Below are 25,912 nucleotides of genomic sequence, written 5' to 3' on the forward strand. Positions count from 1 at the left end.
GGGTGACGGGATCAGGGTCATACGGGTCCGGGTAGTACGGGGTCTCGATGGCCTTGTAGCTGTTGTTGAAGGTGATGCTGCTCACCTTTTCGTCCATCAGGTCGGCCTGTGTGTGCACGGCCATCCGGGCCACCAGCTTGTCGTTGTCCCACACCACGGAAACGCGCAGATAGTACACGGTTTCATCGTAGGTGCCGCGGGTGTTGACACCGGCGCGCTGGCGCACGGTGTAAACGTAATAGCCGGGCTTGGTGTAGTTGATGGGGCCAAAGCTGCCGGTCTCGCCGTCGGTGATCTCCAGAGTGGTCACCTGGGGCAGGGGCGCATTGTCCACAGCCTCAAGTTCCACAGTCAGTGTTTCCTTTGGGAGAGGTGTTTCCCCCGTGGACTGAATGGAAACCGGAAGCTCCTGCAGCTGTGTATGCTGGTCAGCCGCGGTGGCCGCAAATGCCGCCGGCTGACACAGGCAGAACCCCAACGCAAGCGTCAGGAGTGCTGCCGCAATTTTACGGAACCTCATTTCATCCTCTCCTTTATGAATCCGACGCGGACGGGATCATCCACGCCAGAAGAATGGTGCGTGCATCGGTAAACTCCGTTGAACAGGTGGACAGCGCCAGCACCTGAGCGTCATCGCCCGCCGCTTTCATGGCGGCCAGCGTTTCGGTGTTCAGGTTCAGGGCGTTCTCCTGCGCAAAGGTGTACAACCCCTGCAGGTCGCTGTCCCAGCGCTGGGGCTGGAAGATCGCGCTCTCAGACGAAGGGACCAGCAGACATGCAAAGGTTTTAAGATCATAGGTGCGGTCGGGCAGGATCAGCTCACCGGTGGTGTTCTCTGCAAAGAACTCTGCGTCCTTGTAGAGATCCAGATCACCGAACATCTTGCTCTCTTCCATGTGGTGACCATACAGCAGAGAGTAGGGGTCGGTGAAGTTCTTGTCGCAGTTCACATCCAGAAAGATGCTGCCTGCCAGCGAGAAATCACCGTAGACATCGGTGTTCACATAGGTAAAGTTGTCCTCGCCCTGTACCACAGGGTAGTCGATGGCGGTGTTGTCCAGTGTGACCCACGCGCAGACATCCGGGTTGATGCCCAGCAGCTCCTCAAAGCTTGCGCCGTTATCCGCGCCCGCCTTGGGCTTGAACTGCAGAAGCTCTGCCTGAACATTGTCTGCGGCGGCGTACACCTGCGAGTTGTCCCACAGGGCATAGGCTGAATACGCCCCGGCGACCACCAGGAACAGCACGACCACCGTGCTCACCAGAAAGTCGGCTGCCCTCAACGCTTTTCTCTGCCAGTTGATACAGCCCACCTCCGGTTAAGCAAATTCAAATAAGTGGTTATTCGTTAGGTTTGTGCTGAGATAACCCCCCAGTCATGCTTCGCGTGCCAGCCCCCGCTAATAGGGGGGGCCTTGGCATGGCGCAAAGCTTCACGGTTTTGCCAAGGCCGCCCCTACTAGGGGCGGTGGCATCCCGCAAGGGATGACGGTGGGGTTTAATCTACCGCGAGCAATTACTCCTCGTCGCGGCGGCGCTTGTTCAGCATCAGGGCCACACCACCAATGGCAACGATGGCCAGCATTGCAATGTAAGGTGCATTGTCCAGCACAACGCCCATGTCGGGCTGACCCTCGTGAGTATTGTGGAATGCGGTGGTCACATTTGCAGTACCCACACTGCCCTTTACCGTATTCTTATCAGTTGTATCGAAAGCGATTGCGGTAGAGTTAGCATCCGTGCTCTCACGAACAACAACAGTATACTCGTCCTTGGTAACTGCATTCTTCTCAGCATTAAATGCAGAACCTTTCTCATACACTTCGTACTTAATACCAGCAGGCAGGTTAGAGAAGTTCAGGCTCTTGCCATGCTTCAGGGTCACAGTATACTCAGTATTCAGGTCAAGATAATCGCCGGTGTCCTTGCCATCAATGCTCACATCAGTGCCCACAGTACCAACCTGAGGTCCCTTGTACATACCGGCAACAGCATCAGTCTCGGGCAGGAACTTAATGATAAAGCTAAAATCCTCTGCCAAACTGCCCAGAGAGCCATGAACAGTCTTGCTCAGGGTCAGGCTCTTAGCACTGTAAGTGTTGTGGAATGCATCGGTTGCCTCAATCTTTTTGCCACCACGGTACAGAGCAGCGTAGTAACCATAGCCTCCGCCAATCTCACCGGTTGCATTCACAACGGTAACTTTCAGGGTCAGCTCATTATTATCCTTGGTGATACCGGGAATCTGGGTATCATTTTCGCTGACGGTGTAGGTGTACTCGCCAACCTTGGTCTTATTAGTGCCCAGAATGGTTGCCAGATTGACATTGAACGTACGGGTATACGTTCCAGCAGTAAACAGTGCACTGTTGGTATTATCAGTAGTCTTAAACTCCACACTAGGAGTTGCAACATCAGCCTGTGCAGCATTCTTAACAGTAAAATTGAAGGTCATGCTATCAGGTGCAGTACCATTTTCTACTTTCAAAGTCTTGGTCAGTGCAAGGTCTGCATCACTCTCAGTAAACATCTTTGCACCATTGATGCCACTGCCAGGAACAGTAATAGTGCTCGCAGCCGGCTCCGTCGCAAACGCTGCGGTTGCGCCGACGGTGAGCATCATGGCGGCAGCCAGAACGCCCGCGAAGAATTTCTTCAGTTTCATTGTTATTCCTCCCTAGTAAGAAATCGTTCGTACTCCTGTGCCGCGGCCCAAACTCCGCGGTTCACAGGCAGGATGCCGGCAGCTTCTTCCGGCCTCCGTGGTATTACAGACTGCGTCGCCGCAGTAGTGTAATTACTTTTGCTTGCACATCCTCCAGCGGAACCGGGCCAAAGTCCCGGCTGTCCTCGGATTGTGTGCGGTAATCGCCCAGCACAAAAACGCAGCCCTCCGGCACCGTGTAGGGGTACTCCAGCGCGTCTTTTGCGTAGGTGGGGTAGAGGATCTCGCCGCTCTGCACCGCGCCGTTCACCACAAGGGTGCCGCTGTCGTCCAGAGCCACAAGGTCGCCCTCGCGCCCAAGGATGCGGCCCACCCGGAGCTTGCCGCCCTGGGTGTAGACCACAACGTCGTTTTTTGCGTAAGTTTTTTGCAGGCGGTAGCAGATGAGCAAGTCGCCATCCTTTACCGCAGGGAACATGCTGCTGCCCTTGGCCTGCGTGAGCAGGAACACCTGCGTGAACAGCACCCAGGCGCACAGCAGGATCACCACAACGCGGCCCAGCAGGCTGATAAAATCCTGCCGGTTCTCAGCGTCCAGCCTGCGGCGGCGCACCGCCTTTGCCCCCTGCTTCAGGGCTTCATTGTCCAGCGGGTGCATCGGAATGCGCCTCCTTTTGGGGGTCAGAGCTGTCAACTTTGGTGGTATCCAAGGGCAGGCTTCCGGTCTGCTGCTCCAAGAGCACATTATAGCGGGTGCGCTCGGCGCGGATGGCGGCTTCGTACAGGGCGTAAAGCTCTTCCAGCTTCTTCCACATTGCCGCTTCGTCCACGCCGCCCAGCAGGTTCTTGCGGAATTTCACCGTCCGGAACCACTGGATGATCGCTTCCTGCTCCGGGCTGATACAGCTTTCCTCTGCACCGGCCAGCCGCTGGGGCGCTTTCTTCTTCGCCATGCGGTCAGCCCCCTTTAGTCATCTTCCTTACGGTGCTTGCGCAGCATCAGCAGGGCCACGCCGCCAGCCACCACAGCAAGGATGACGATGTAAGGCAGGGTGTCGAGGAGGACACCGGTGTCGGGGAGAAGGTCACGCTTATTGGTGAAAGAGAGCGTTCGTGCATTACCCTGCATCTCTACCTCAGCGTCACGCTTTTCTACAGAATCGCTATCATCTAACACATAACTGGTCTTGTACTTGTTACCGCTGTAATCATCTTCCACAACAAAGTAAGTACCAGCCGGAAGATTATTGAATGTTATGCTACTACCATGCGACAGAGCAAACGAATAACTGGAATAGCCATCTTTATCACTTGTTGCACTATACGTCAAGTTTGAAATTGATTGCTGCCGGCTATCCTTGCTTGTTGTATAAGTGACAGCTGTAACGTTGGCCTCGCTCTTTACATAAAGCTCAAAACTAAACGATGTCTTTGCACTCGTGTCACCCAGCATACCGGTAACTGTTTTGGAAATAGTCAGATTTGATGTTTTCGGTTTGTACACTGCATAGAAATGTACCGTACCATCTGCCAATTCAGCTTCGTTAGGTGTGTAAGGCCATCCTTTAACCTTCTCGCTCGAATAAGTTCCGTCTATCAACTTATCCGTATTTTCAGGATACCAACCAACAAATTCCCAAATAACGCCATCATTTGCCTGAATAGTACCAGGAATTTCTTTCGTGGTTGCGTTAATGTCTTTTCCCGTTTCATAAGTCGCTGCATCTACATAAACCCAACCACCATTATTGGGGTCATATCTATCAAATGCCGCTGTAAAATAGGATTTACTCTGAACACTAATTTTACAATCAAGATGTGTTGGATAGTCTCCGCCGTTAATTTTTGACACCTTATGAACAGTTACTGTAAGCGAATCAATATCAGTTTTCTGAAGTTTATCCGGGTCAATTTTCAAGCTCTTTCCAATTTCATCCCTATACTCTTTTGTCCAAATCCAGTTCAGGATTTCATCGAAATGGCTCTCACCTCTTTTGATTGTCCAGCTCACACCACCAGGTGCACTTTCCGGCCAATTCAAAATAGCATTTCCCTGTGCTGTCTTATCAAAGCAGTTCTTATCGTTGACCCAAGTACCCTCCAACTTTGTCATATCAACCGTTGCAAGTAACGTACTTGAATCGGGCACCCAAACACTCTGCTTATTATCATCCGCATCACCCAAGGGATTTTTCAGAATATAAATTGCGGCTTTTGCATTCTTCGTAACTGTCACAGTATAAGTATCAGTATATACCCAATTGTACTTATGCGTAACTGTTACCGTACCTTCACTTACACCTGTAATATTTGCATTTGCACTATTATTTTGAATTTTTACTTCTCCGCCATCTTTACTCGAAGCACTCCACTGATGATCGAAGCTACCATATCCATAGAGTGTCCTTACTTCCTGCAAGCCAACAGTGTAGGTTCCTTTATTTTCCAGCGTCTCCACATCATACCCATCCGTCCGCACAAGCACAAAGGGGCTGAAGCTGGAGGTCTCAAAGGTCAGGGTGCCATTCTGATAAGAAAGGACATCCAGTGTCTCCACGCTGCCGTCAGCGGTCTGATGCAGCACCTTCAGTGCATCGGCAGTGAGCGCTCCCTCTTCTTCCATTGCCGCAATTTCCGGCAGTTTGTCCAGACCGGAGACGGTGACGGTAGCCTTCTGGCCCTTGGCAGGCTGCACCGTTTCGCCCTTGGCGTTCTTGGGGGAGATCTTCAGACCCAGAATGGGAGCCATACTACCAAAGTCATCCAAGTGGTTCTCGTAGAAGTCCCCCACATCATCATCACCCATGTGGATGACGCTGAGGCTATGGGCGGCAGAGGGCAGGTTTTTCACCTCCACCGGCAGGGTTGTGGTTTTCGGGTTACCTTCCTCGTCCTCGTAGGAAGCAGAGGCTTTGGTTTCCAGATCCACAGGCACGGGGTTCTTGTCCACCAAATCCTCGTGATCCACGTCCTCTTCCTCATCGGAGCCCACGGTGCCGTCCTTCCATGCGGCGTAAACGTTCACGGTGGTGGTCTTGTCGTCCAGAATGTTGCTGGTGGGGTCGGTGAGGTTCAGGCGCACCCGGTTGCCAAACTCGTCCAGCGTGTACCAGTAGTCAAACAGCCGCAGTTCGCCCTTGGGGTCCCGGTTGGAGGAGGGGTTCTCGATGTAGCTGCTGTAATCCGCAATGGTCTCTGCCCGGGGCACAGCCTGAATAAAGTACAGGTTCCACAGAACCTCACCGTTCCGGGCCAGATACTCGCTCTCCGTCATATTGTTGATCTGTGCCTGAGCGGTAATGTCCTGCAGGTCGTTGGCGTTCAGCTCCTTCAGCCAGAAGCGGTAGACCACCATATCCTGCAGCTTTTTGATCTCGTCGCCGGAAACGACCACTTTGTCATCAGGCTTTTCCACCACGTCGTCCTCGCCGGACCACTGGGTCTCGGTGCTGGAGCTGGGGTCGGTGCTGGTGCTGGTGTCGTACTCAATGACGGTGCCCCACTCTGTTTCCTTAACGTTGGGGCCGCCGTCGAGGTTGTCCTCGCCGCCTTCCACAGGCCGGGTGGCAACTTCGTCCCCGCCGAAACCGGCAGCTTCGCCTTCATCGTATACTTCGCGCGGCTCGCCGTCGTCCACGGCAGGGAAATCGTCGCCGAAACCGGCAGCTTCGTCCCCGCCGAAACCGGCAATTTCCTCCTCACCGGAATCGACAACATCCTTGTACTCGGTTGCAAACACCGGCACAAGGCAGGTGCAGATGACCGCAAGCGCCAGACAAAGCGCAAAAACGCGCTTCACCAGCCTATCTTTTTTTCCGTGATGATTTTTCCGCACAGTGGAGCCCTCCCTGCATCATAGTATTTTTGGCAAAACCGGAGGAAAAGATATCCAACTTTTGTCGGCTTTCTTTCCCTTGGCAGGTTATTTTTACCAGACACATCATTATTGTAATTATAGCATGTATATCCAGTATTTTCAATAGTGAAATTTTATTTTTCCTTCCCCTTTTCAGACAAAATATTCTGCGATATACAGCACGTTATGAACCGCCGCAATATCATTGCGGGGAGTAGAACAGTCCGACTTATCCGCACGCCCGCCGCATTGATATATCACGCAGTTTTGTGTTGTATATTCGCAGTTTCACTCTCTATAATACATGAAACGCAGATTCCTTTCACTTTTTTCGAGATTTTTTGAAAAAGTTTTTGGAGCCCTCTCAGTCAAAGCCTGACGGCTTTGCCAGCTCTCCCAAAGGGAGAGCCAATTGCGGCTCGACCTTCAGCGGCATTTACCGCCCAAAAGCCTGCCCAAAGCTCCCGTTTCCCTTGCAGATGCGTTGGCTCCCCCCTCGGGGGAGCTGTCGAGCGAATGCGAGACTGAGAGGGCTTCGCCCCACCAAAAAGCGCCCCCATCACTCAAAGGAGCAATGGGGGCGCTTTACCATATTACAATGGGTTCCGCTTACTCAGCCTTGGGAGCTTCGGGAGCCTTTGCCTCCTCAGCCTTTGCGGCGGGCTCTGCCGGAGCGGCAGCGGGCTTCGGAGCCTGCTTCACCACGGGCTTGGGGGGATTCGGATCGTCCTTCAGCGGGAAGAGGATGATGTGCTTGGGGCACTTCTGGGCGCACATGCCGCAGCCCTTGCACTTGTCGTAGTCCACACGGGCCACGCCGTCCACAACGTGGATGGCATCAAACTTACAGGTGCGCTCGCACATGCCGCAGGCAATGCAGGAGGTGGTGCACAGCTTGTTTGCCACAGCACCCTTATCCTGATTGGAGCACATGACCACGGGCTTGCGGGGGCCGCCTGCGTCGATCATAATGACGTGCTTGGGGCAGATGTTGGCGCAGGCACCACAGCCGGTGCACTTGTCCTTGTCCACCTTGGCCACGCCGTCCACAATGTGGATGGCATCGAACTTACACACCTTGGTGCAGTCGCCCAGGCCGATGCAGGCAAAGGTACAGGTCTTGGGGCCGCCGTACAGGGTCGCAGCAGCGGCACAGGTCTGGATGCCCTTGTACTCGTAGCTGGGCTTGCAGTGCTCGGAGTTGCCCTGGCACTGGACCACAGCCTTCTTCTCCACAGCGCTTGCCTCACCGCCCATGATCTTGGCAATGGCGGCAGCAGCCTTGGGGCCGCCGGGGGCGCACTTGTCGCAGGGAACACCGTCCATAACAACGGCCTTTGCGTAGTCGGCACAGCCGGCGTAGCCGCAGCCGCCGCAGTTTGCACCGGCCAGGCAGGCAGAAACTTCTTCAATACGGGGGTCTTCCTCAACCGCCATGAACTTTGCGGCCAGCACCAGAACAACGGCACCGATCGCGCCCACGATGGTACAGAGGATCACAGCAGATACAATATTCATAATCCTGTTCCTCCCTTACAGCGTCACGTTGAACAGGTTTTCGACGAGGCCGCCGAAGCCCATAAAGGACAGGCTGGTGATGGCTGCTGCGATCAGGGTGATGGGCAGGCCCTTGAAGGGTGCCGGGGGATCGCAGGCTTCCACACGCTTGCGCACGCCGCTGAACATGACCATGGCCAGCATAAAGCCGACACCTGCACCCACGGCACAGACCAGAGCCTCAATGTAGGCAGCGGCAAAGCCAAGGGTAGCAACGTCTGCACCGTAGTCGTCCACGACCAGAATGGTCACGGCCAGCACGCAGCAGTTGGTGGTGATCAGGGGCAGGTAAACGCCCAGAGAATTGTACAGTGCAACAACATACTTCTTCAGGAAGATCTCGATGAACTGCACCAGCACTGCAATGACCAGGATGAACACGATGGTCTGCAGGTAGCCCAGGTCAGCGGGGTTCAAAATGAAGATCTGGATGGGGAAGGTGACAGCCGTTGCCACCAGCATAACAAAGATAACAGCGCCGGACATACCAATGGAGGAATCCAGCTTCTTGGAAACGCCCAGGAACGGGCAGATACCGTAGAACTTCACCAGCACATAGTTGTTCACCAGGATCATGCTGAAGAAGATCGCAGCAAGTTTGACTAACATCTTATTCTGCCTCCTTCTTCAGGTTGTCGAGGTCGCAGCAGCTCTTGCGCTCGATGCGGGCATCCAGCTTGCCTTCCAGCCAGACGCAGCCGGCCATCAGCACGCCGTAGCAGAAGAATGCGCCGGGAGCCTGGGTCATAATGCTCATCTTGGCCATGCTCTCGGGCAGGACCTGGAAGCCCAGCCAGGTGCCGCTGCCCAGGATCTCACGGATGGAGGCCATCAGCACCACGGTGAGGGTGTAGCCGATGCCCATGCCGATGCCGTCCAGTGCGGAGTCCACCACATTGTTCTTGCAGGCAAACATCTCGGCACGGCCCAGAATGATGCAGTTGACAACGATCAGGGGCAGGAACACGCCCAGTGCAGTGTACAGGCTGTCCATGTAGGCGTGCATCACCATCTGAACGATGGTCACGAAGCCTGCAATGATGACGATGTAGCAGGGCAGATGGACTTTAGCGGGGATCACGTTGCGCAGCAGCGAGATCAGGATGTTGGAGCACACCAGCACGAAGGTGAAGGCTGCGCCCATGCCCAGCGCGCTGGAAACTGCCGTGGTAACAGCCAGGCAGGAGCAGGTGCCCAGAACCAGACGCAGAACGGGGTTTTCTTTGATGATGCCGTTGGTAAGGATGCTTACCTTGGACTTGTTTTCGCTTGCCATTTCTTACCAACCTCCTTTATGCCAACTCGTTGTAGCAGTTGATGCAATCGTTGATGGCGGCAAACAGAGCCTTAGAGGAAATGGTTGCGCCGCTGTATGCGTCGTAGCCCTGGCCCAGGGTGATGTTCTGGGTGCCATCCATGCCATCGAACTGAGCAAGGAAGCTGTCGGTGGCAACGTTGCTGCCGATGCCCTTGGTCTGGGTAGAAGCGTCCACCCAGATGCCGGTGACAGTGCCGTTGGTGTCGAAGCCGATGATGACGGACAGGATGCCGCCGTCAAAGCCCTTTTCCTCAGCCTTGATGGCCAGGGAGCCGTCGGTGGCCTTTACAGCACCGGTGATGTTCTCGGTGGTGTAGTCGGTCACTTCCTCCAGATCGGAGGCGCTGGAAACGGTGGGCATCACGTCCACATAGGCAGCCAGCGTTGCGGCCTTCTGGTTATCCTCAATGATGGGAGCCGTAAAGGAGTTGACCATGGCCAGCAGCAGGCTGACGATCAGTGCGATCACGCTCAGCACAACAACAGGCTTTACACTGGTCTCCCAGGAAGAATTCTTATTCATTTGCCAGCACCCTCCTTTGCTTTCTTTGCAGGCTTAACATAGCCGTAAGGAGTCTGACGGGTCCAATCGTTGATAAAGGGGACCCACAGGTTCATAAACAGCAGCGCGAAGGAAACGCCCTCGGCGTAGCTGCCCCACTGACGGATGGCGAAGGTGACGATGCCCAGGCACAGGCCGTAGATCAGCTTGCCCTTCAGGGTAAAGGGGCTGGTGACATAGTCCGTTGCCATGAACACAGCACCGAACATCAGGCCGCCGGACAGGATGCCGACCAGTGCGCCGTGCAGGCTGCCGGTGGAGATCAGGTAGAAGATAAACATGCTGCCGATGTAAGAAGCGGGGATGGCGATGCTGATGGTCTTGGTGGCCACCATATAAATCAGGCCCAGCAGGATGGCCAGAGCGCAGGTCTCGCCCAGAACACCGCCGTGCACGCCCATGAACAGATCCAGCAGGCTCAGCTTGCTGGTGTCAGCCACAGCCAGCGGGGTAGCGCTGGACAGCTGGTCAACCGCTGCATCGGGGAACACCCAATTGTTCATGGAACCGGCAAAGCTGACGAACAGCACGATACGGCCGACCAGTGCAGGGTTTGCAAAGTTCATGCCGATGCCGCCGAACAGCTGCTTGACCACGATGATGGCAACCAGGTCGCCGATGATGAGCTGGCCGATGGGCATACCCACGGGCACATTCATGGCCAGAATGATGCCGGTGACCACAGCGGACAGGTCGCTGATGGGGTTTGCCTTCTTCAGCAGCTTGCAGTACAGCCACTCAAAGGCCACGCATGCCACAACGGACACTGCAGTGACCAGCAGGGCACGCGCACCAAAGATGATTGCAGAGGCCACCACACAGGGGCACAGGGCAACGATCACGTTGGCCATCAGGCTCTGGGTCGTTTCCTCACTGCGCAGGTGCGGGGAGGCCGAAACAATAAGCTTCGTATCCATTACTTATTGCCTCCTTTTTTGATTTCACCAAGGTAGAACGCCTTTGCCAGGCCCATCATCTGGGTGCAGGGGCGCTTTGCCGGGCAGACAAAGGTGCAGGAGCCGCAGTTGAAGCAGTAATCAACATGCAGCTTGCCCAGCTCCTGAACGTCGCGGGCTGCATAAGCCTGGTTGACCTCCACGGGCTCCAGACCCATGGGGCAGTACTCCACGCAGCGGCCGCAGCGGATGCAGGGGTTGACCTGCGGGGGCTCTGCAGCAGCGGCGCTGAGCATGATCAGGCCGGAAGTGGTCTTGGTGGTGGGGTAGCTCAGGTTCTCCACAGCGGGGCCCATCATGGCACCGCCGGCAACCACCTTGCCCAGCTCCACGCCGCCCTTGAGGCCGGCAGCGTTCAGAACATCCTCGTAGGCAGTGCCCACGGGAACGATCAGGTTCTGGGGCTTTGCGCAGGCATCGCCGTCCACGGTGATGGTGCGCTCGACCACCGGCATACCGGTAGCCAGGTACTTGCCCAGGGTAGAAACAGAGGTCACGTTCATCACGATGGCACCTGCATCTGCGGGCAGACCGCCATGCGGCACCTCGCGGCCCAGGCACTTCTCGATCAGGATCAGCTCTGCGCCGGTGCCGTAAACACTGGGCAGTGCCTTGACCTCGATGGCGGGCTTGTCTTTGGTCTTCTGGTTCAACAGCTCGATGCACTCGGGCTTGTTGTTCTCAATGCCAATGATGCACTTCGGGATGCCGGTGTACTTCAGCACGGCCTCGATGCCGCGGACGATATCATCGCTGCAGTTCAGCATCTCCTGCGTGTCGCTGGTCAGCCAGACTTCACACTCGGAAGCGTTGATGAGCAGGGTGTCCACGGTCTGCTTGGGCTGCAGCTTGACATCGGTCGGGAAGCCTGCGCCGCCCAGACCCACCAGGCCGCACTCACGCACGGCTGCCAGGAAGCTGGCCTTGTCGGTGACCTCAGGTGCCTTCACGGCAGGATCCACGGTCTGCTTGCCATCGGTCTTGATGACAACAGAGTCGCACATCCGGCCATTGGAGAGACGGAAGGGTTCCACAGCGGCCACAGTACCAGAAACACTGGAGTGGATATTTGCAGAGACAAAACCGCCTGCTTCACCGATCTTAGTGCCAACAAACACTTCGTCGCCCTTTTTGACCAGGGCTTTCGCCGGAGCGCCGATGTGCTGGCTCATCAGGATGCGTACCTGCGCGGGCAGAGGCATCGGAACTGGTTTGCTTGCAGCGGTTGCCTTGTCATGCGGCGTATGCGCGCCAAGCGCCGCACGTTTCAGCTTGTTCAACATGGAATAAATCCCCCATTCTGCTTGAATTGCCACCCCTGCCCTCATGCGGGCGCACTACGGCAGGGACAGCAGCTGCTTAACACAGTTATTGTATCATTTTACAGCCGGAAGTTCAACGACAACAGCACCAAAATGATGCAATTTCCTCATTTTTCTTTGCCATTTTTAACGATTAGTCGCATCTAACTAATTGTTTTTTTATTAACAACCACCAACTTCACGCAACTTTACTGCCGTTTGCCTTTCTGCCGGGATTATGGTATACTGTTGCTAATAACCCTGCGGAACGTCCCCTGCTCCGCATTTGAACGACCGGGCCATGCCCGCCAAGGAGGATCGGATACCATGAAAGTTCTCAAAGCTCTGCTTGCCATCTTCACGTTCTTAGCCGCCGCACTCACCTGCACGCTTCTCTTTGTGCAGGACAGAAACGCCCCCCACTATATTAAGATCTACGAGAACGAGCAGTAAGCAGTTTCTCTGACAAACAAGATCCCCCGGAAAGCGGCCCACGCCGCCCTCCGGGGGATCTTTATGCTTTATGGTTTTTTCCTCTGTATCGGAGAACGCTCAGTTCACATCGAACAGGCAGACCAGCTGATAAGTCGTTGTCAAACCAGCACTGTTTTCTGTTTTTACAAAGGCTACACCGATTCTGTCTGCCAGATTGTATGCGCTGGTATCTTTGAACAGCACATCATACTTGGCACTGCCCTTCACCGCCGGGTTGCCACTTGTCAGACCAGGAATCACATTTTTATCCGTCAGGCCAACTACGATCTTCGCATTGCCGCCCATTTTTGCGACAATTTTCTGATACTCTTCTGCGTAGGTAACGGACTTCTCACGGTTTTCCAGCCAGTTGTTCAGCAGTTCTTTTGTGATCTCGCTGTACTTTGCACTGTAATACACCTGACCCAGACCCTCCTTGGAGTCTGCTGCCATGTGATTCACAGTGTCAACCACGTTAGCAGTATCGATATCCGGGATAACCTTATCCGGGTCGGTGGTGCCATCGCAGGCGGTCAGCATTGCCAGTGCCAGAACACCGGCCAGAACAAGTGCCAGAACTTTTTTGAAACGTTTCATTGCAATGCCTCCTTGATTTTATTTAATCGTTATCTTCACACCCGAGCAGGAATCTTATGTAGGCAAAGGTGCGCTCCTGCCCCAGATCCCGGACCATCAGCAGCAGCTTTTCCAGCAGCGCCCTTGTTTCGGGATGGAGCAGATAGTGATCCTTGCTCTTTTCATAATACTGCCACGGGGATGCGTCGGTGTACTTGTCGCCCAGATAGATCTGGCTGGCCGCCACGCGGTCGCAGACCATCTCGCAGACATAGCGCAGGGGCATTTTCATGCCGCCCAGGCCGGATTTGTTGGTTGTGTAGTCGATCCAGTATTCCAGATGGTGCTTGTTGCGGCCCTTATGGTGGAGCCATGCCGAGGAATAGCCCCGGGCGGCCCGCTCTGCCTCGTTGGGGCTGTGGTCGCCCTGATAGTAGATGCAGCCCGGGATGAACTCGGTGGGGCTGTACTTGCTCAGGTCATGGGTCAGGCCCTGCTGATAAAGGCCGCATTCAAAGCAATACTTCATCACCAGCAGTTTATGCCGGGTGATGGTCTCAAAGTGTCCCTTGATGTTCATTGGAGGGTACCTCCCCGGAATCTTACCGTTACCCTGCCCTCTTTCAACCTGCGCAGATCGTCGCTCTCCGAAAAATCCTCCCGGTCGCGGGTCAGGTTGGGGTTGTAGTAGGGGTCATCCAGAATGTTTTCCTTGCCGTGGATGGTGTAGAGCCGCTGCTGCTCCGCCGCAAAGCGGGCCGCCTTGACGGGGTCTTTTTCATCCCCGCCCCGGCTCTTGCTCTCATAGTGGATGAGCTCAGCGTAGGGGGTCCAGGCAATGCGGTAGCCCGCATCCCGCACCCGCAGGCAGAAGTCCACATCGTTGAAGGCCACGGCGAACTGCTCGTCCAGCCCGTGCATCTCGTCATAGACGGCGGTCTTTACCAGCAGGCAGGCACCGGTCACACCGGAGAAGTCCTGCACGGTAGAGGTGCGGAACAGATAGCCGCTGCCGCCCTTCTTCTTATACTTGTGGCTGTGGCCCGCGTAGCCGCCCAGACCGGTCACGATCCCGGCGTGCTGGATGGTCTCATCCGGGTACCAGAGCATGGCACCGCAGATCGCCGCACCGCCGGGGTGGGCGCACTGCCGGAGCAGCTCCGTGAGCCAGTCGCCGTTCACCACTTCCACATCGTTGTTGAGCAGCAGCAGGTAGTCGCCCTCTGCCGCTTTCCGGCCAAAGTTGTTGATGGCCGAGAAGTTGAAGCCCTTGCCCGGGTAGGTGACCACCTTCAGGCCATCGTACCGCTGCCGGGCCTTCTCGTAATAGGCAAAGGTGGCCGGGTCTGTGGAGTTGTTCTCAATGACGATGACCTCGAACCGGTCCCAGGTGGTCTTTTTCCAGATGCTCTGCAGGCACTTTTCCAGATCCTCGGTGTGATCCTTGTTGGGGATGAGGATGCTCACCTTCGGCTCCCCCACAATGTCCCACCTGACCCGATAGGTACTGGGGTACAGGCCATCCTCTATGGTGCCGGTGCGGCCGGTGCGCTCCAGATGGTCGGCCAGCGCCTTCTTTGCCGCCTTGGCAACGTAGGGCTTGGCATCGGTGCCGCCAGAGGTCGAGCCTTCGTGCACACGCCAGTAGTAGAGCACCTGCGGCACATGTGCCGCGCCGCCCACCTGCTCAATGAGCCGGAGGAAAAGGTCGTGGTCCTGACTGCCATCACATTCGGGGCGTTCCCCGCCCACCTGCTCGAACAGCTCCCGCCGGAACACGGCCAGATGGCAGATGTAGTTGCAGCAGAGCAGATAATCCGGGGCGTAATCGGGCTTGAAGTGGGCCACCAGCGGCTTTTCGATCTTTTTGGTGAAGAGGGCCTCGTCGCTGTACAGGAAGCCGTCCGGCTCCCCTGCCTCGCGCAGCTGCCGGATCGCCTGACCCATGGTGTACATGGCGTGGGGCGCAAAGATGTCATCGTGGTCGGCCAGCGCCAGATATTCCCCCGATGCCAGTTCAGCGGCGGCGTTGGTGTTGGCCGCAATGCCCTTGTTTTCGATCTTTTTGTATACGATGTGTTGATATTTTGCCTGATATTCCCTTACGATATCCCCCACACTGCTGTGGGCGGCATCCGAGGCATCCGCCAGGCAGAGTTCGCCGTTAGGGGCGGTCTGGTTCACGAAGGAATCCAGAAACTGCCGCAGAAACACCTCAGGAGTATTATACAACGGTGTCAACACGGAAATCGTCGAAAGTTGGCAGTTTTCAAAATTTTTTCCTGCCATTTCGGCTCTCTGGGCTTCCAGCACCTTTTTTGCGGGCAGGTAGCGGGCCTTTTTGCCAAAGCACCGCCGCCTGACAAAGCCCGCGCCCCGGGCCAGCATAGTGCCCAGACCCTCGTCCTTTGTCAGCTGGACCGCATAGCCTGCCAGCTCTCTGGCACGTTTCAATCGCACATTCATGGCTCAGGCCTCGCCGCGTTGGGTGGCCTTGTAGGCCGCGCAGACTGTCTCGGTATCGCCGTTCATTTTCAGGTGGCCGTGGCTCAGCCATGCCACCTTGCTGCACATCCGCTCGATCTGCTCGATGGAGTGGGACACCAGAATGACGGTGGTGCCGCCTGCCATCAGTTCCTTCATCCGTTTTTCGCATTTCTGCTGGAACAGGAAGTCGCCCACCGAGAGCACCTCATCCGCGATCAGGATATCGGGCTTGGTGATGGTGGCAATGGCAAAGCCGATGCGGGCCACCATGCCGGAGGAGTAGTTTTTCAGCGGCACATCCAGGAAGTTCTGCAGCTCGCTGAACTCCACGATCTCGTCGAACTTCTCGTCCAGATACTTGGGCGAGAACCCCAGCACCGTGCCGTTGAGGTAGATGTTCTCCCGGGCGGTCAGGTCCATATCAAAGCCCGCACCCAGCTCGATGAGCGGGGCGATGGTGCCGTTGACGGTGACCTTGCCCTTGGTGGGCTTGTACACGCCCGCAATGGTCTTGAGCAGGGTGGATTTGCCCGAGCCGTTCAGGCCCACCAGACCGTAAAAATCGCCGGGCATGATGTCCAGGCTCACGTCCTTCAGGGCGTAAAACTCGTCGTACTGCAGGCGGCCCTGCACCATGGCCAGCAGATATTCCTTCAGGCTCTCGTGCTTTTCGGTGGAGAGGTTGAAGCACATGGACACGTTGTCCACTTTGATGATCGGTTCCATTCTTCTCCCCTCCTTAAATATGCAGCACAAAACGATCCTGCGTTTTGCGGAACATGTGCACGCCCACCCACATGGAGACCACTGCGCAGATGCCGCAGACCGCAAACATGTTGAGGTCCAGCGGGATGCCCCACATCAGGGTGCGGCGGAAGCCGGTGATATACCAGTACATGGGGTTCAGCTTGATGATCTGCTGCATGTTGAACCCGCCGATGGAAAAGGTCATCTGGGTAGGGTCATAGAAGATGGCGGAGAAGTAGAGCAGCGCCGTGATGAACACGCTCCAGATGTGCATGATATCCCGGAAGAACACCGTTGCCGCCGCCAGGAACAGGCCCACCCCCAGGCTGAAGAAGAAGAGGGTGATGAGCGGGTAGAGCGCTTCCAGAAGGGTCAGGTGGAAGGGCGCACCGGTAAAGATCATCACCAGCAGCAGGGCCACAAAGCTGAACACGCAGTTCACCATGGCAAAGCAGCACTTTTCCAGCGGGAAGATATACTTGGGGATATACACCTTTTTCAGCAGGGGGGCAGCGCTGAGCACGCTGCTCATGCTGGAGGAGGTGGCCTCGTTGAAGAAGTTGAAGAGCAGCTGACCGCACATCAGGAACACCGGGAAGTTGTCGATGCCGCTGCCCCGCATATCCATCAGGCTGCTGAACACAGCCCAGTAGACCAGGCACATCAGCAGGGGGTTCAGCACGCTCCACAGCACACCCAGCACGCTACGGCGGTATTTCAGCTTGAAATCACGGCTGACCAGATTCCACAACAGATAGCGGTAGTGCCAGAAGCCGTTGAACATTCCTTTCAGTTTCGCCACGGGCTATCACCACTTTTCAAAGAATTCAAACTTCTGGGCTGCAAAGGGCTCATGCAGCTTGTCCTTTGCGCTGGTCTTGTGCTCACAGCCGCAGTCGGGCCACTGCACGTTCACGGTGGGGTCATCGTAGGGGATGCCGCCCTCGCTGGTGGGGTCATAGACATCGGTGCACTTGTAGCAGAACTCGGCCACATCGCTCAGCACCAGGAAGCCGTGGGCAAAGCCCTCGGGGATATAGAACATCTTCTTGTTCTCCTCGCTCAGGGTCACGCCCACCCACTTGCCAAAGGTGGCGCTGTGGGGGCGGCAGTCCACGGCAACATCATAGACCTCGCCCTTGGTCACACGCACCAGCTTGCCCTGGGTGTGGTTCTTCTGGAAATGCAGGCCGCGCAGCACGCCGCGGGTGGAGCGGCTCTGGTTGTCCTGCACGAACTCCTTGTCGATGCCGGCAGCAGCAAACTGATCCTTCTGGTAGGTCTCCATAAAATAACCGCGGTCATCACCGAACACCTGCGGCTCAATGACCACAACACCAGGGATCTCGGTCTCAGTAAACGTAAACTTGCCCATATTTCTTTTTCCTCTCTGTTTTCTTTCAGAAAATTTTGTCTGTTTGTAGTATATGGAAAAGTCCTTGCGGGCTTTTGCGCGATAGATCAAACGGTCCCTTCCTGCCAAGGCCTCCCCTGGTAGGGGAGCCTCTGGCGAAACGGGTCAGTGCTTACTTCTTGATTTACGTTTCTTCCATTTTATTCTCAGCCGCACCACGCCGAACGCCGCAAGGGCGGCCAGCACGGTGGCACCGACCGAGATGGCCAGCAGGCCGCCTGCGATCCTCTTCGGCCCCACATCCCGGGAGGCGGGCAGGGTGGCGTTGGCGCTCTTGGCCAGCAGCTCCTCCAGCCCGGTCACAGCGGCAGGCACCCGGACGCTGGCCGTTTCCTGCACGTCCCGCCCATGAATGGTATACACCGCATACACCGCCGGGTCAACCCCCAAGAGGTATCGTTCGGGCAGTTCCAGTGCGACCGACACATCCGCAGCGGTCAGGCCGTCGGCCAGCAGCAGCTTCACGCCCGGGTCAGAAACCGTCACCGTGCCCAGCGTGCTGCCGCCGCCCGCCACTTCCAGCTCCCCGGTCACGCCCTGGGCAGGGATCTCGGTGTAGCCGGTGTAGCGGGCAAAGGCATCGTCCAGCAGGGTGCGGACATCGTTGTATTTGTCGGTCTTGATCTGGCTCTGCATGGTCACGCAGATCAGCCGCACGCCGTTCTGCTCCGCCAGGCAGACATAGCTGTACCGGGCAATGTTGGTGTAGCCGATCTTGGAGCCCAGGATGGCCGGGATATAGTACCGGCTGGAGCCCACCCGCATTTTATCCTGCTGGTGGAAGTACCGGGTCACGGGCTGGACATTGGTCGGGCCCATGGTGTACATCTCGTTCCGGGTAAACAGGGTCTCGAACCCGGGCTGGGTCAGCGCCCAGCGCAGGATCTGCGCCATGTCATAGCAGCTGGTGTAGTGGTCCTCATCGCTGATGCCGTGGGGGTTGGCAAAGTGGGTGTGTTCCAGCCCCAGCTCCTTTGCCTGCGCGTTCATGGCGGCCACACCGCCCTCAATGGAGCCGCCGCCGAAGTATTCGGCCAGCAGGTTGGCCCCATCGTTGGCGCTGGCCATCATGGTGGCATACAGTGCATCGGTCAGTGGCACTTCCTCCCCTTCCTGCAGGGCGATATGGCTGGAATCGGTGCCCGCCAGCGAGTAGACATCCTCGTGGCTGACCGTCAGCTTGACATTGTCCCACTTGCCCTGGGCCTTTTCACAGGCAAGGCCCAGCGTCATCACCTTGGTGATGGATGCCGGGTGCAGTTCCTCGTTCATGTTCTGCTGGGCCAGCACCAGACCGGTGTCGGCATCGATGATGCAGTACGCTTCCGTAGCCGTCAGTGCAGGCCCGGCAGCTGCCGCACCCGGCGCAAACGCCGCCAGTGCGGTCAAAAGCACCGCACACAGCATGGCGATGTGTTTTTTCATTCCAGTTCCTCTATCTCAAGATATTATGATATAGTATACCACATTTTTATCCCTCTGAAAAGAGAAACCCTCAGTTCCACTCCCGGAGCACCGGCTGCAGCTGCTGACCGTGCAGGGCAGCCTCCAGTGCAGCGGGCAGCAGGGTGAGATTCGCCTTCAGGCTCTGGGGTTTCTGCGCTGCATCGTCCTGTCCGTAGGGCACAAAGTAATAGTGCTTGCGCTGCATCAGCCGGGCGATGTTCTCCCCGGAAGCCCCCAGCCCATCGTTGGTGGAGACAGCCAGCAGCACCGGGCACCCGACCCGCAGCAGGCTTTTTGCCGCCAGCGTGACCGGCGTGTCGGAAAGGCCCGCCGCCAGCCGGGCCAGTGTGGTGCCGGTGCAGGGGGCCACCACCAGTGCCCGGGCCAGCTGCCGCGGCCCCAGCGGCTCCACATCCTGCAGGGTATCCAGCACCCTGTGGCCGGTCAGGGTCTCCAGCCGATCCTTCCACTCATCCGCCCGGCCAAAGCGGGTGTTCAGGCCGGAGGCCGCATAGCTCATCACCGGCAGCAGCTCCCAGCCCTGCCGCACCAGCTGTTCAGCCTGAGCCACCGCCGCGCCCAGCGTGCAGAAGCTCCCGCAGACCGCAAACGCCACTGTCCCGCACAATTGCCTTTTCATGGTGTTTCCTCCCTTTCCGCCAGGATCTCACAGACCGTCCGGGCCAGAGCCTCGCCCGCCGTTTCCGGTGCGCAGGTCGTGGGCAGGCTCAGGGCATGGATGGCCCGGTGCCCCAGCCGCCGGGCCGCGGCAAAGTCAGTGCCGCCCGGCTTGGATGCCAGATCCACGATCAGGCTCCCGGGCCGCAGGGCTGCCAGCACGGCTTCCGTCAGAACAGGGGCCGGGATGGTATTCACCACCGTGTCAAAGGCCGGAGCGGCCTGTTCCAGCCGGGCCAGATCCACCGCCCGCAGGCCAAAGCTCTCCGCCAGTGCCCGCTGGGCCGGCCGCCGCGCGGCCACCGTCACCTGTGCGCCCAGTGCCGCCAGCCGTACCCCAAGCGCCTGCCCCACCGGCCCAAAACCGGCCAGCAGGATGGCGCTGTTCCAGAGCGTCCGCGTCCGCTCCGCCATCAGGATGCCGATGCAGCCCTCTGCTGTCGGGATGGCGTTGCAGAGGATCAGTTCCTCCCGGGCAAAGTAGTCCACCAGCTCCACGCCCGCCTCCGCCGCGATCTGCCTTGCCTGCGCCGAGAGCTTTCCGCCCAACGCCAGCGCCCCTGGTTTTGCGGCCCGCAGCAGCTCCGCCAGCGGGGTGCGGCTCTCGTCCAGCGGCAGCGGCAGTAAGATGTAATCGGCCAGCGCCGTCTGCTCCGGCCCGCCCACCGCAAACCCTGCACGGGCCAGCGCCCGGCCTGCCGCCGCCAGCCGCGCGTCCGTTCCGATCACCGCAAATCGTCTTTGTCCATCCATTCCCGGCCCCTCCTCCCCATGGTCTGCGTCATCCTATGCCCACGGAGCGCCGGGTGTGAAAAAGCCGCCGCTCTCCGTCAGGAAAGCAGCGGCGATCTGTTTTTTTATGATATCGGCTTTTCGGTCAGAGCGGCGGCAGAGATTGCCTCCGGCTCCTCCATGTTTCGCGTCCGCTCCACGGCCTCACGCATCCGCGGCAGCTGGACGGCTTCATCAAAATCCGCATATCCCTTTGCGTAGGCAGGCACCATCTCCAACCGGTATTCTGCACTTGCAACGCTCCATTCCCGGATAGAAAAGTGCTCCGGCGGGAAATTCAGCCAGTTTCCACTCTCTCCAAACTGCGAGACCGCGTCCACCTGAATGCGGAACAGATTCTTCGCATAGTAAGCGGTCCTTGCGATATTTTTCCGGTAGAGCTTCTGCAGATTCTTTTCCCTGCTCGTCGCCTTGCAATACGTCACAAATCGGGTGTCTGCCATCCGCTCTCTGGCTTCCAGCAGGCTCAGGATCGTGCCCTGCTCATCTACCAGATACCCATTGGTCGTCGGGTCCAGCATACACCACTTTTCCTGCGACCGGTCGTAGATCTCCGTGACAACGTGACAATCAAAATCGAAGGGAGAATAGGGCAGGAAGCGCACCCGCCGTGCGTAGATTCCCAGTGCCAGGCAGATCTCCTCCAGAATTTTGGCCTTATTCAGGCAGTTGATGCCCTGTTCCGGTTTATCCAGACTGTAATCCAAAAGCGCCAGGGCGTTGCAGTCCACATGGCCGTCGTACCACGGGCTGTGCGTCAGCTTAGGCGAGAGGTATTTCAGCACCCGAATTGCCCGCTGCAGGTCCGTGCCTTTTCCTGCAATTTTCTCAAAGGGATACTTTTTCAGGAGGTCGGCATACTCCGGGCAGTCCATGCGATATTCCACCGCCGTGCTCTTTCCCGGTTGAAAGCTCCGATTGTTCCGCAGAATTCCGCGGTAAACATTGTAAAGGTCCTCTGTCTCTTCAAAATTCATTGTTCTTTTCCCCTCTCTTTTTTGGATAGACGAACGAATGGCCGTAAGTGTTCATTTTCCCCTCTATTTTCAGACCCTATCGTTTTTTATAATACCACGGTTTTTCTGCTCATGCAATGCAAAATGCCCGACCATGCGGGCGTTCCCACACAGCCGGGCGGCTTTCTTTTTCATCATTCGGGTCTGCTCAGGGCCGCTTATACTTCAGCGGTGTCTGCACCTGAGCACGGATCTTGAGCAGATAGGTCCGGGTCTGCTCGGTGCCCCGCAGGATGGCCTCCACCTGTTCCCGCTGCTCCGGGGTCAGGGCCTCGTCCTCGGCCAGCAGGTCGGCGTTGCCTTCAATGACGGCCAGCGGCGTTTTGAGCTCATGGGAAAGCTGGATGATCTGCTCCCGCTGCTGCTGCTCCATTTTCCATTGGGCCTGCAGGCTGGCCGTCAGCTCCTGCCCCATGGTCTGCAGGGCAGCCAGTGTCTCGGCGTATTCCCGCACCTGCGCCCCGGAAAAATCGATCTCTTCCACGCCCTTTTTCTCAGCCACCTGCCGGGAGACCTCGGTCAGGCGGGCCGTCTCCCGGGCCAGAAACTTTCTGGAGCGGTGGGTGCTCCACACCACCGCTCCCACCAGCAGCAGAATGCCCAGGATGCAGTGCACCGTCTGCACATCTGGCAGCTTTCCCCGCAGCGCAGGGGCGGCGTAGGGCACGGCATAGTCAAATTGCAGCAGGCAGACCGTTCCGTCCTGCAATTTTGATGTCATATAATACTGTGTGTATCCAAAATGCCAGCAGTTTTTCCCCTGCCGGTTCTCCATTGCCCGCTGCAAGTGCCCGGCATCCATGTTGGTGGCCAGCACCTCGCTGCTGTCCGGTGCGGCAAACAGGGCGTAACGGCACAAGGAGTCCAGCTGGGTCTCATCAAAGGTGGCGGCAGTCATGCCCGGCAAAACGTCCTGTGCAGCCTTCTGGCAGGCCTGCGCGGCCTGATTGGCCGGGAGCGCCAGCCCGCTGTTGATGACGCACATCAGCACCGCAAACCACAACAGCAGCGCCAGCACACAGCAAAAGACGGTCTGCACCAGATATCGCAGCAGTACGCCTCGCAGGGAGATCAGCCCTCGTTTTTCCATTGATATCCCACACCCCATACGGTATTGAGCAGCTTTTCCGGCTCTGCTACCCCCGCCGCCCGCAGCTTTGCCCGGATATTTTTGATGTGCTGTGTCACGGCGGTGTCGTCCGCAGTGCCGTCAATACCAAAAACCGCTTCGTAAATTTGCTCCTTGGTAAAGGTCTGCCCGGCGTGCAGCGCCAGATACTCGCAGATGGCATACTCGGAGCGGGTCAGCGGCAGAGGAGTTTCTCCCACCGCTGCCTCCCGCGCGGACAGGTCAAAACTGACTCCGCCACGCACCAGCCGATGCACCGGGGTGCGGTTCTGCCGCCGCAGATGCGCCGCCACCCGGGCACGCAGCTCTGCCACCCGGAAGGGCTTGGACAAAAAGTCGTCTGCCCCGATGCCCAGCCCCTCCAGAACAGACGCTTCGTCTGTCCGGGCCGTCAGAAACAGAATGGGGGCATCGGTCAGGCCCCGGATGCGGCGGCAGACGGCAAAGCCATCCTCCCCGGGCATCATCACATCCAGCAGGATGCAGTCCGCCCAATGGCAGAGTTGTTCAGTAAGCTCCGCGCCGGAGAGCCGCGTTTCCACCCGGTGGCCGTCCCGCTCCAAGGCAGTGCGGATCAGCTTGCAGAGTTCTATATTGTCATCCACTGCCAGAATATTTGCCACAAGATCACCTCAAAACGTTATAAAGCAGGCAGGACGCACCATACAGCAGATACACATGGGCCGGGTAGAACCAGTAGAACAGCTGCTTGTGTCCACTGCCGCGCTGCCCGTTGTACAGCAGCATCAGCAGGGCCGCCGCCACGCCGAACCACTCATAATAGTTGGTGAACATCTGGGTCCAGACAAAGCCCTCCTGCCGGCATGCCATCCCGAAGGTCAGCACAAAATCACACAGGAAGATCACCAGTGCCCATACCGTCAGCTGCACTTTGCGCCGTCCACGCAATGCATACAGCAGCGCACCGCCCAGCAAAAAGCTCCAGCTGCCGTCTGTGATGCTGGTCCACAGGGGCAGCGGGCTGGTGATGACAAACGCCACCACCGTGGAAGCCCACGGCATCTGCTGGATCTGGGGGAAAGCGCTCAGGAACGCCATTATCACAAACGGCCAGCCAGCCACCGCCGCGATGGCCGCCACGCCCCTGACCCATTTCTTTTCCCGGAGCCAGTCGATACCCTGCCAGACGATGCACAGCAGCATCAGATCCTGAAAAATAGCGTTCAGCGGGTAGAAACCATCCCCGCGCCGGAAGGCTTTGGCGTAGATCATAAAAAATTCCAGCGCCGCCATGGCCGTTCCGATAGCCCAGATGCGGATAAAATACCGCCTGCGGTCATGGGTGTGGGCAAAGCCCTCCACCGTGCAGAACAGAAACAGCGGTGCGCTGAGCCGCCCCAGCATACTGAACACCGTTGGGATGCAGCCGGTGAACTCGAAGAAATAATGAATGTGATCCAGCACCATCAGCGCCAGTGCAATGGTTTTCAGCTGGGTACCGTCCAGCCCGTTTTTCAATTTTGTCAGCATACAAATTCCCCTTTCGATGATGCTATCATTGTAACAGGGAAATCTGTAGGAATTCTGAGGGAGAACTTATTTTTCCAGATAATAGCACACCAGATCCGTGGGGCCGCGCTCTGCATGGCGCATGGCCTTGTGTTCGATGCCCTCATAGGTGAAGCCCAGCTTTTTCAGCAGCTCCCCGGAGATGGTGTTATAGGCATAATGCCCACCCGTGAAAAGCACCGTATCCGTTTTCTCGAAGAACGCCTGAATCACAGCCGCCAGTGCTTCCCGGGCATAGCCCTGCCGCCGGACATCCGGGGCCATCTCAATGCCCAGCTCCCAGCCGGGCACGGCACGCTCGGCATCCATCAGCGAGATCACGCCGATCACACGCCCATCTGCCTTGCGGACAACGCTGTAACGGGTCTGTCCCGCAAATTTCTGCATCAGACGGTCATATTCCTCATCCATTGCATCAAAGGCATGATAACCGCCGCAATCCAGCGTGGTCTGCTCATCCGAGAAAATCGCAAATACGTCCTGCGCGTCCTCCACCCGGAACTGCCGCAGCTGCAGACGCTCTGTCTCGATTTCAAATACTTCCATTTGCACCTCTTTATTTTCAGGTTTTATCGTACTTTTTAATGATACCACTGTTTCCCAACCCATGCAACGTAAAAAGCCCGGCCATGCGGGCACTCCCACACAGCCGGGCGATTCAATTTTATTTTGCGGAACACTTTTCAGCATCGATGGCCAGCACAAACATCAGCACATGGAGCGCGTCTGCCGGGTCAACGATATCCAGCACATAGGTGTCCGTCCATTGCAGCAGCTCTTTGGAAACCGTTGCGACTGTCTCTCCCACCGGCTTTGTAATGGTGTAATCCCACCCAGGGAAATCTCCCTCCACATGCCAGCCGTTGAAATCGATGTTGTACTTGGGCTTGAACCAGCCCAGTTCCTTTTCGAGGCAGCCGATATAATTTTCACCCTCATAGAGTTCAAACTTGGGCAGCCAGGTCAGCACCTCCTGCTTGACAGTACCAAGCTCGTTCTCTTCCGTGTCGAAGATTTTCAGGCAGTGCCCCCACGAGAGCTGCCCCTTTACCACATAGACCGTGTTCTCGTTTTCATCATAGATATCGTAGCTGTCGAACCATGAAAACATCCGTTGTTTGAATAAAAGCTTCATCCTGCCCCTCCTCTTTTTGCGATTTCACCGCAAACGGAATACCTACTTATCCTATATACGATTCAGGGACGGGTTTTAAGGCAGAAGCTACAAATTTTTTTCAAACAACAAACCCCTGAAGAATTTCTTCCTCAGGGGTTTCATGCAAGTCGGCGACTACCTATTTTCACGCGCCGTTTCCAGCGAACTATCTTGGGCACGAGTGAGCTTAACTTCTGTGTTCGGAATGGGAACAGGTGGAACCTCACCGTCATCGTCACCGACCAATATGAC

The 25,912-nt window shown here is 57.0% G+C and carries 28 protein-coding genes and 1 rRNA gene; 1 reads left to right on the forward strand and 28 read right to left on the reverse strand.

The window, feature by feature from the left end:
• The 12 genes from J3351_RS12790 to rsxC form a co-directional block, all read right to left on the reverse strand.
• Positions 1–520, reverse strand: a 520-nt coding sequence (locus J3351_RS12790) for a Spy0128 family protein (protein WP_278251084.1), incomplete at its 3' end; no start/stop codon positions are given.
• A gap of 13 nt (positions 521–533) precedes the next feature.
• The gene (srtB, locus tag J3351_RS12795; RefSeq protein WP_242699416.1) at positions 534–1,283 is read right to left on the reverse strand and encodes a class B sortase; all 750 of its coding nucleotides are present in this window, start codon (positions 1,281–1,283) and stop codon (positions 534–536) included.
• A 233-nt stretch (positions 1,284–1,516) separates the two neighbouring features.
• Positions 1,517–2,665, reverse strand: coding sequence for a Spy0128 family protein (locus tag J3351_RS12800; RefSeq protein WP_207697891.1), 1,149 nt, complete (start codon positions 2,663–2,665; stop codon positions 1,517–1,519).
• Between the two features lie 103 nt (positions 2,666–2,768).
• On the reverse strand, positions 2,769–3,323 hold the full coding sequence (lepB, locus tag J3351_RS12805; RefSeq protein ID WP_207697892.1) for a signal peptidase I: 555 nt from the start codon (positions 3,321–3,323) through the stop codon (positions 2,769–2,771).
• Entirely contained in the window at positions 3,304–3,618 is a 315-nt protein-coding gene (locus J3351_RS12810) for a hypothetical protein (protein WP_207697893.1), read from the reverse strand. The genes lepB and J3351_RS12810 overlap by 20 nt, the downstream gene beginning before the upstream one ends.
• A 14-nt stretch (positions 3,619–3,632) precedes the next feature.
• On the reverse strand, positions 3,633–6,500 hold the full coding sequence (locus J3351_RS12815; RefSeq protein ID WP_207697894.1) for a hypothetical protein: 2,868 nt from the start codon (positions 6,498–6,500) through the stop codon (positions 3,633–3,635).
• A 630-nt stretch (positions 6,501–7,130) separates the two neighbouring features.
• Positions 7,131–8,039, reverse strand: coding sequence for an RnfABCDGE type electron transport complex subunit B (locus J3351_RS12820; protein ID WP_207697895.1), 909 nt, complete (start codon positions 8,037–8,039; stop codon positions 7,131–7,133).
• Between the two features lie 15 nt (positions 8,040–8,054).
• Positions 8,055–8,687 carry an electron transport complex protein RnfA gene (locus J3351_RS12825; RefSeq protein WP_005935153.1) on the reverse strand — a complete coding sequence of 211 codons (633 nt, stop codon included), beginning with the start codon at positions 8,685–8,687 and terminating at the stop codon, positions 8,055–8,057.
• Between the two features lies 1 nt (position 8,688).
• Positions 8,689–9,354, reverse strand: coding sequence for an electron transport complex subunit RsxE (gene rsxE / locus J3351_RS12830; protein WP_005935151.1), 666 nt, complete (start codon positions 9,352–9,354; stop codon positions 8,689–8,691).
• 16 nt (positions 9,355–9,370) lie between these two features.
• Entirely contained in the window at positions 9,371–9,919 is a 549-nt protein-coding gene (locus tag J3351_RS12835) for an FMN-binding protein (RefSeq protein ID WP_005935149.1), read from the reverse strand.
• Entirely contained in the window at positions 9,916–10,875 is a 960-nt protein-coding gene (locus J3351_RS12840) for an RnfABCDGE type electron transport complex subunit D (protein ID WP_097786498.1), read from the reverse strand. The genes J3351_RS12835 and J3351_RS12840 overlap by 4 nt, the downstream gene beginning before the upstream one ends.
• Entirely contained in the window at positions 10,875–12,197 is a 1,323-nt protein-coding gene (gene rsxC, locus J3351_RS12845) for an electron transport complex subunit RsxC (protein WP_242699417.1), read from the reverse strand. The genes J3351_RS12840 and rsxC overlap by 1 nt, the downstream gene beginning before the upstream one ends.
• A gap of 345 nt (positions 12,198–12,542) precedes the next feature.
• Between rsxC and J3351_RS14280 the strand changes: the two genes are divergently transcribed.
• Positions 12,543–12,668, forward strand: coding sequence for a hypothetical protein (locus J3351_RS14280; RefSeq protein ID WP_005935143.1), 126 nt, complete (start codon positions 12,543–12,545; stop codon positions 12,666–12,668).
• A gap of 99 nt (positions 12,669–12,767) precedes the next feature.
• Here J3351_RS14280 and J3351_RS12850 read toward each other — a convergent pair whose 3' ends face one another.
• The 16 genes from J3351_RS12850 to rrf form a co-directional block, all read right to left on the reverse strand.
• Positions 12,768–13,286 (reverse strand): hypothetical protein, encoded by a 519-nt coding sequence (locus J3351_RS12850; RefSeq protein WP_207697897.1) that lies wholly within the window; start codon positions 13,284–13,286, stop codon positions 12,768–12,770.
• A gap of 22 nt (positions 13,287–13,308) precedes the next feature.
• A complete protein-coding gene (locus J3351_RS12855) occupies positions 13,309–13,845 on the reverse strand; it encodes a DUF5662 family protein (protein ID WP_097773294.1) in 537 nt (178 codons plus the stop codon).
• Positions 13,842–15,731, reverse strand: a complete 1,890-nt coding sequence (locus J3351_RS12860; RefSeq protein ID WP_207697898.1) for a glycosyltransferase family 2 protein — start codon at positions 15,729–15,731, stop codon at positions 13,842–13,844. Before J3351_RS12860 ends, J3351_RS12855 begins: the two co-directional genes overlap by 4 nt.
• Before the next feature lie 3 nt (positions 15,732–15,734).
• Positions 15,735–16,478: an ABC transporter ATP-binding protein gene (locus J3351_RS12865; protein ID WP_005935135.1), complete on the reverse strand. Its 744-nt coding sequence runs from the start codon at positions 16,476–16,478 to the stop codon at positions 15,735–15,737.
• 13 nt (positions 16,479–16,491) lie between these two features.
• Positions 16,492–17,301, reverse strand: coding sequence for an ABC transporter permease (locus tag J3351_RS12870; protein ID WP_227611134.1), 810 nt, complete (start codon positions 17,299–17,301; stop codon positions 16,492–16,494).
• A gap of 6 nt (positions 17,302–17,307) precedes the next feature.
• The gene (gene rfbC, locus J3351_RS12875) at positions 17,308–17,874 is read right to left on the reverse strand and encodes a dTDP-4-dehydrorhamnose 3,5-epimerase (protein WP_005935131.1); all 567 of its coding nucleotides are present in this window, start codon (positions 17,872–17,874) and stop codon (positions 17,308–17,310) included.
• Between the two features lie 144 nt (positions 17,875–18,018).
• A complete protein-coding gene (locus J3351_RS12880; RefSeq protein WP_207697899.1) occupies positions 18,019–19,338 on the reverse strand; it encodes a D-alanyl-D-alanine carboxypeptidase family protein in 1,320 nt (439 codons plus the stop codon).
• Between the two features lie 70 nt (positions 19,339–19,408).
• Positions 19,409–19,999, reverse strand: a complete 591-nt coding sequence (locus tag J3351_RS12885; RefSeq protein WP_207697900.1) for a dipicolinate synthase subunit B — start codon at positions 19,997–19,999, stop codon at positions 19,409–19,411.
• Positions 19,996–20,790, reverse strand: a complete 795-nt coding sequence (locus J3351_RS12890; RefSeq protein ID WP_207697901.1) for an NAD(P)-binding domain-containing protein — start codon at positions 20,788–20,790, stop codon at positions 19,996–19,998. Before J3351_RS12890 ends, J3351_RS12885 begins: the two co-directional genes overlap by 4 nt.
• A 104-nt stretch (positions 20,791–20,894) precedes the next feature.
• The gene (locus tag J3351_RS12895; RefSeq protein WP_207697902.1) at positions 20,895–21,806 is read right to left on the reverse strand and encodes a hypothetical protein; all 912 of its coding nucleotides are present in this window, start codon (positions 21,804–21,806) and stop codon (positions 20,895–20,897) included.
• A gap of 187 nt (positions 21,807–21,993) precedes the next feature.
• A complete protein-coding gene (locus J3351_RS12900) occupies positions 21,994–22,935 on the reverse strand; it encodes a histidine kinase dimerization/phospho-acceptor domain-containing protein (protein ID WP_207697903.1) in 942 nt (313 codons plus the stop codon).
• The gene (locus J3351_RS12905; RefSeq protein ID WP_207697904.1) at positions 22,917–23,597 is read right to left on the reverse strand and encodes a response regulator transcription factor; all 681 of its coding nucleotides are present in this window, start codon (positions 23,595–23,597) and stop codon (positions 22,917–22,919) included. Before J3351_RS12905 ends, J3351_RS12900 begins: the two co-directional genes overlap by 19 nt.
• 4 nt (positions 23,598–23,601) lie before the next feature.
• Positions 23,602–24,465, reverse strand: coding sequence for a TraX family protein (locus J3351_RS12910; protein ID WP_242699418.1), 864 nt, complete (start codon positions 24,463–24,465; stop codon positions 23,602–23,604).
• A gap of 66 nt (positions 24,466–24,531) precedes the next feature.
• Positions 24,532–25,050, reverse strand: a complete 519-nt coding sequence (locus tag J3351_RS12915; protein WP_207697905.1) for a GNAT family N-acetyltransferase — start codon at positions 25,048–25,050, stop codon at positions 24,532–24,534.
• Between the two features lie 118 nt (positions 25,051–25,168).
• The gene (locus J3351_RS12920) at positions 25,169–25,639 is read right to left on the reverse strand and encodes an LURP-one-related/scramblase family protein (RefSeq protein WP_005935115.1); all 471 of its coding nucleotides are present in this window, start codon (positions 25,637–25,639) and stop codon (positions 25,169–25,171) included.
• A 147-nt stretch (positions 25,640–25,786) separates the two neighbouring features.
• Positions 25,787–25,903, reverse strand: a 5S ribosomal RNA gene (gene rrf, locus J3351_RS12925).
• Positions 25,904–25,912 lie beyond the last annotated feature (9 nt).

This window comes from Faecalibacterium sp. Marseille-Q0746, assembly GCF_017377595.1.
Lineage (GTDB): Bacteria > Bacillota > Clostridia > Oscillospirales > Ruminococcaceae > Faecalibacterium > Faecalibacterium duncaniae.

Bases quoted from the DNA above. Each gene is read 5' to 3' on its own strand.
- rsxE (WP_005935151.1), bottom strand. From the start codon at position 9,354: ATGGCAAGCGAAAACAAGTCCAAGGTAAGCATCCTTACCAACGGCATC.
- J3351_RS12835 (WP_005935149.1), bottom strand. From the start codon at position 9,919: ATGAATAAGAATTCTTCCTGGGAGACCAGTGTAAAGCCTGTTGTTGTG.
- J3351_RS12885 (WP_207697900.1), bottom strand. From the start codon at position 19,999: ATGAAAAGGCAATTGTGCGGGACAGTGGCGTTTGCGGTCTGCGGGAGC.
- J3351_RS12910 (WP_242699418.1), bottom strand. From the start codon at position 24,465: ATGCTGACAAAATTGAAAAACGGGCTGGACGGTACCCAGCTGAAAACC.
- J3351_RS12840 (WP_097786498.1), bottom strand. From the start codon at position 10,875: ATGGATACGAAGCTTATTGTTTCGGCCTCCCCGCACCTGCGCAGTGAG.
- rfbC (WP_005935131.1), bottom strand. From the start codon at position 17,874: ATGGGCAAGTTTACGTTTACTGAGACCGAGATCCCTGGTGTTGTGGTC.
- J3351_RS12860 (WP_207697898.1), bottom strand. From the start codon at position 15,731: ATGAATGTGCGATTGAAACGTGCCAGAGAGCTGGCAGGCTATGCGGTC.
- lepB (WP_207697892.1), bottom strand. From the start codon at position 3,323: ATGCACCCGCTGGACAATGAAGCCCTGAAGCAGGGGGCAAAGGCGGTG.
- J3351_RS14280 (WP_005935143.1), top strand. From the start codon at position 12,543: ATGAAAGTTCTCAAAGCTCTGCTTGCCATCTTCACGTTCTTAGCCGCC.
- J3351_RS12850 (WP_207697897.1), bottom strand. From the start codon at position 13,286: ATGAAACGTTTCAAAAAAGTTCTGGCACTTGTTCTGGCCGGTGTTCTG.
- J3351_RS12810 (WP_207697893.1), bottom strand. From the start codon at position 3,618: ATGGCGAAGAAGAAAGCGCCCCAGCGGCTGGCCGGTGCAGAGGAAAGC.
- J3351_RS12855 (WP_097773294.1), bottom strand. From the start codon at position 13,845: ATGAACATCAAGGGACACTTTGAGACCATCACCCGGCATAAACTGCTG.
- J3351_RS12820 (WP_207697895.1), bottom strand. From the start codon at position 8,039: ATGAATATTGTATCTGCTGTGATCCTCTGTACCATCGTGGGCGCGATC.
- J3351_RS12920 (WP_005935115.1), bottom strand. From the start codon at position 25,639: ATGAAGCTTTTATTCAAACAACGGATGTTTTCATGGTTCGACAGCTAC.
- J3351_RS12825 (WP_005935153.1), bottom strand. From the start codon at position 8,687: ATGTTAGTCAAACTTGCTGCGATCTTCTTCAGCATGATCCTGGTGAAC.
- J3351_RS12915 (WP_207697905.1), bottom strand. From the start codon at position 25,050: ATGGAAGTATTTGAAATCGAGACAGAGCGTCTGCAGCTGCGGCAGTTC.
- J3351_RS12865 (WP_005935135.1), bottom strand. From the start codon at position 16,478: ATGGAACCGATCATCAAAGTGGACAACGTGTCCATGTGCTTCAACCTC.
- J3351_RS12800 (WP_207697891.1), bottom strand. From the start codon at position 2,665: ATGAAACTGAAGAAATTCTTCGCGGGCGTTCTGGCTGCCGCCATGATG.
- J3351_RS12900 (WP_207697903.1), bottom strand. From the start codon at position 22,935: ATGGAAAAACGAGGGCTGATCTCCCTGCGAGGCGTACTGCTGCGATAT.
- rsxC (WP_242699417.1), bottom strand. From the start codon at position 12,197: ATGTTGAACAAGCTGAAACGTGCGGCGCTTGGCGCGCATACGCCGCAT.
- J3351_RS12890 (WP_207697901.1), bottom strand. From the start codon at position 20,790: ATGGATGGACAAAGACGATTTGCGGTGATCGGAACGGACGCGCGGCTG.
- J3351_RS12880 (WP_207697899.1), bottom strand. From the start codon at position 19,338: ATGAAAAAACACATCGCCATGCTGTGTGCGGTGCTTTTGACCGCACTG.
- J3351_RS12895 (WP_207697902.1), bottom strand. From the start codon at position 21,806: ATGAATTTTGAAGAGACAGAGGACCTTTACAATGTTTACCGCGGAATT.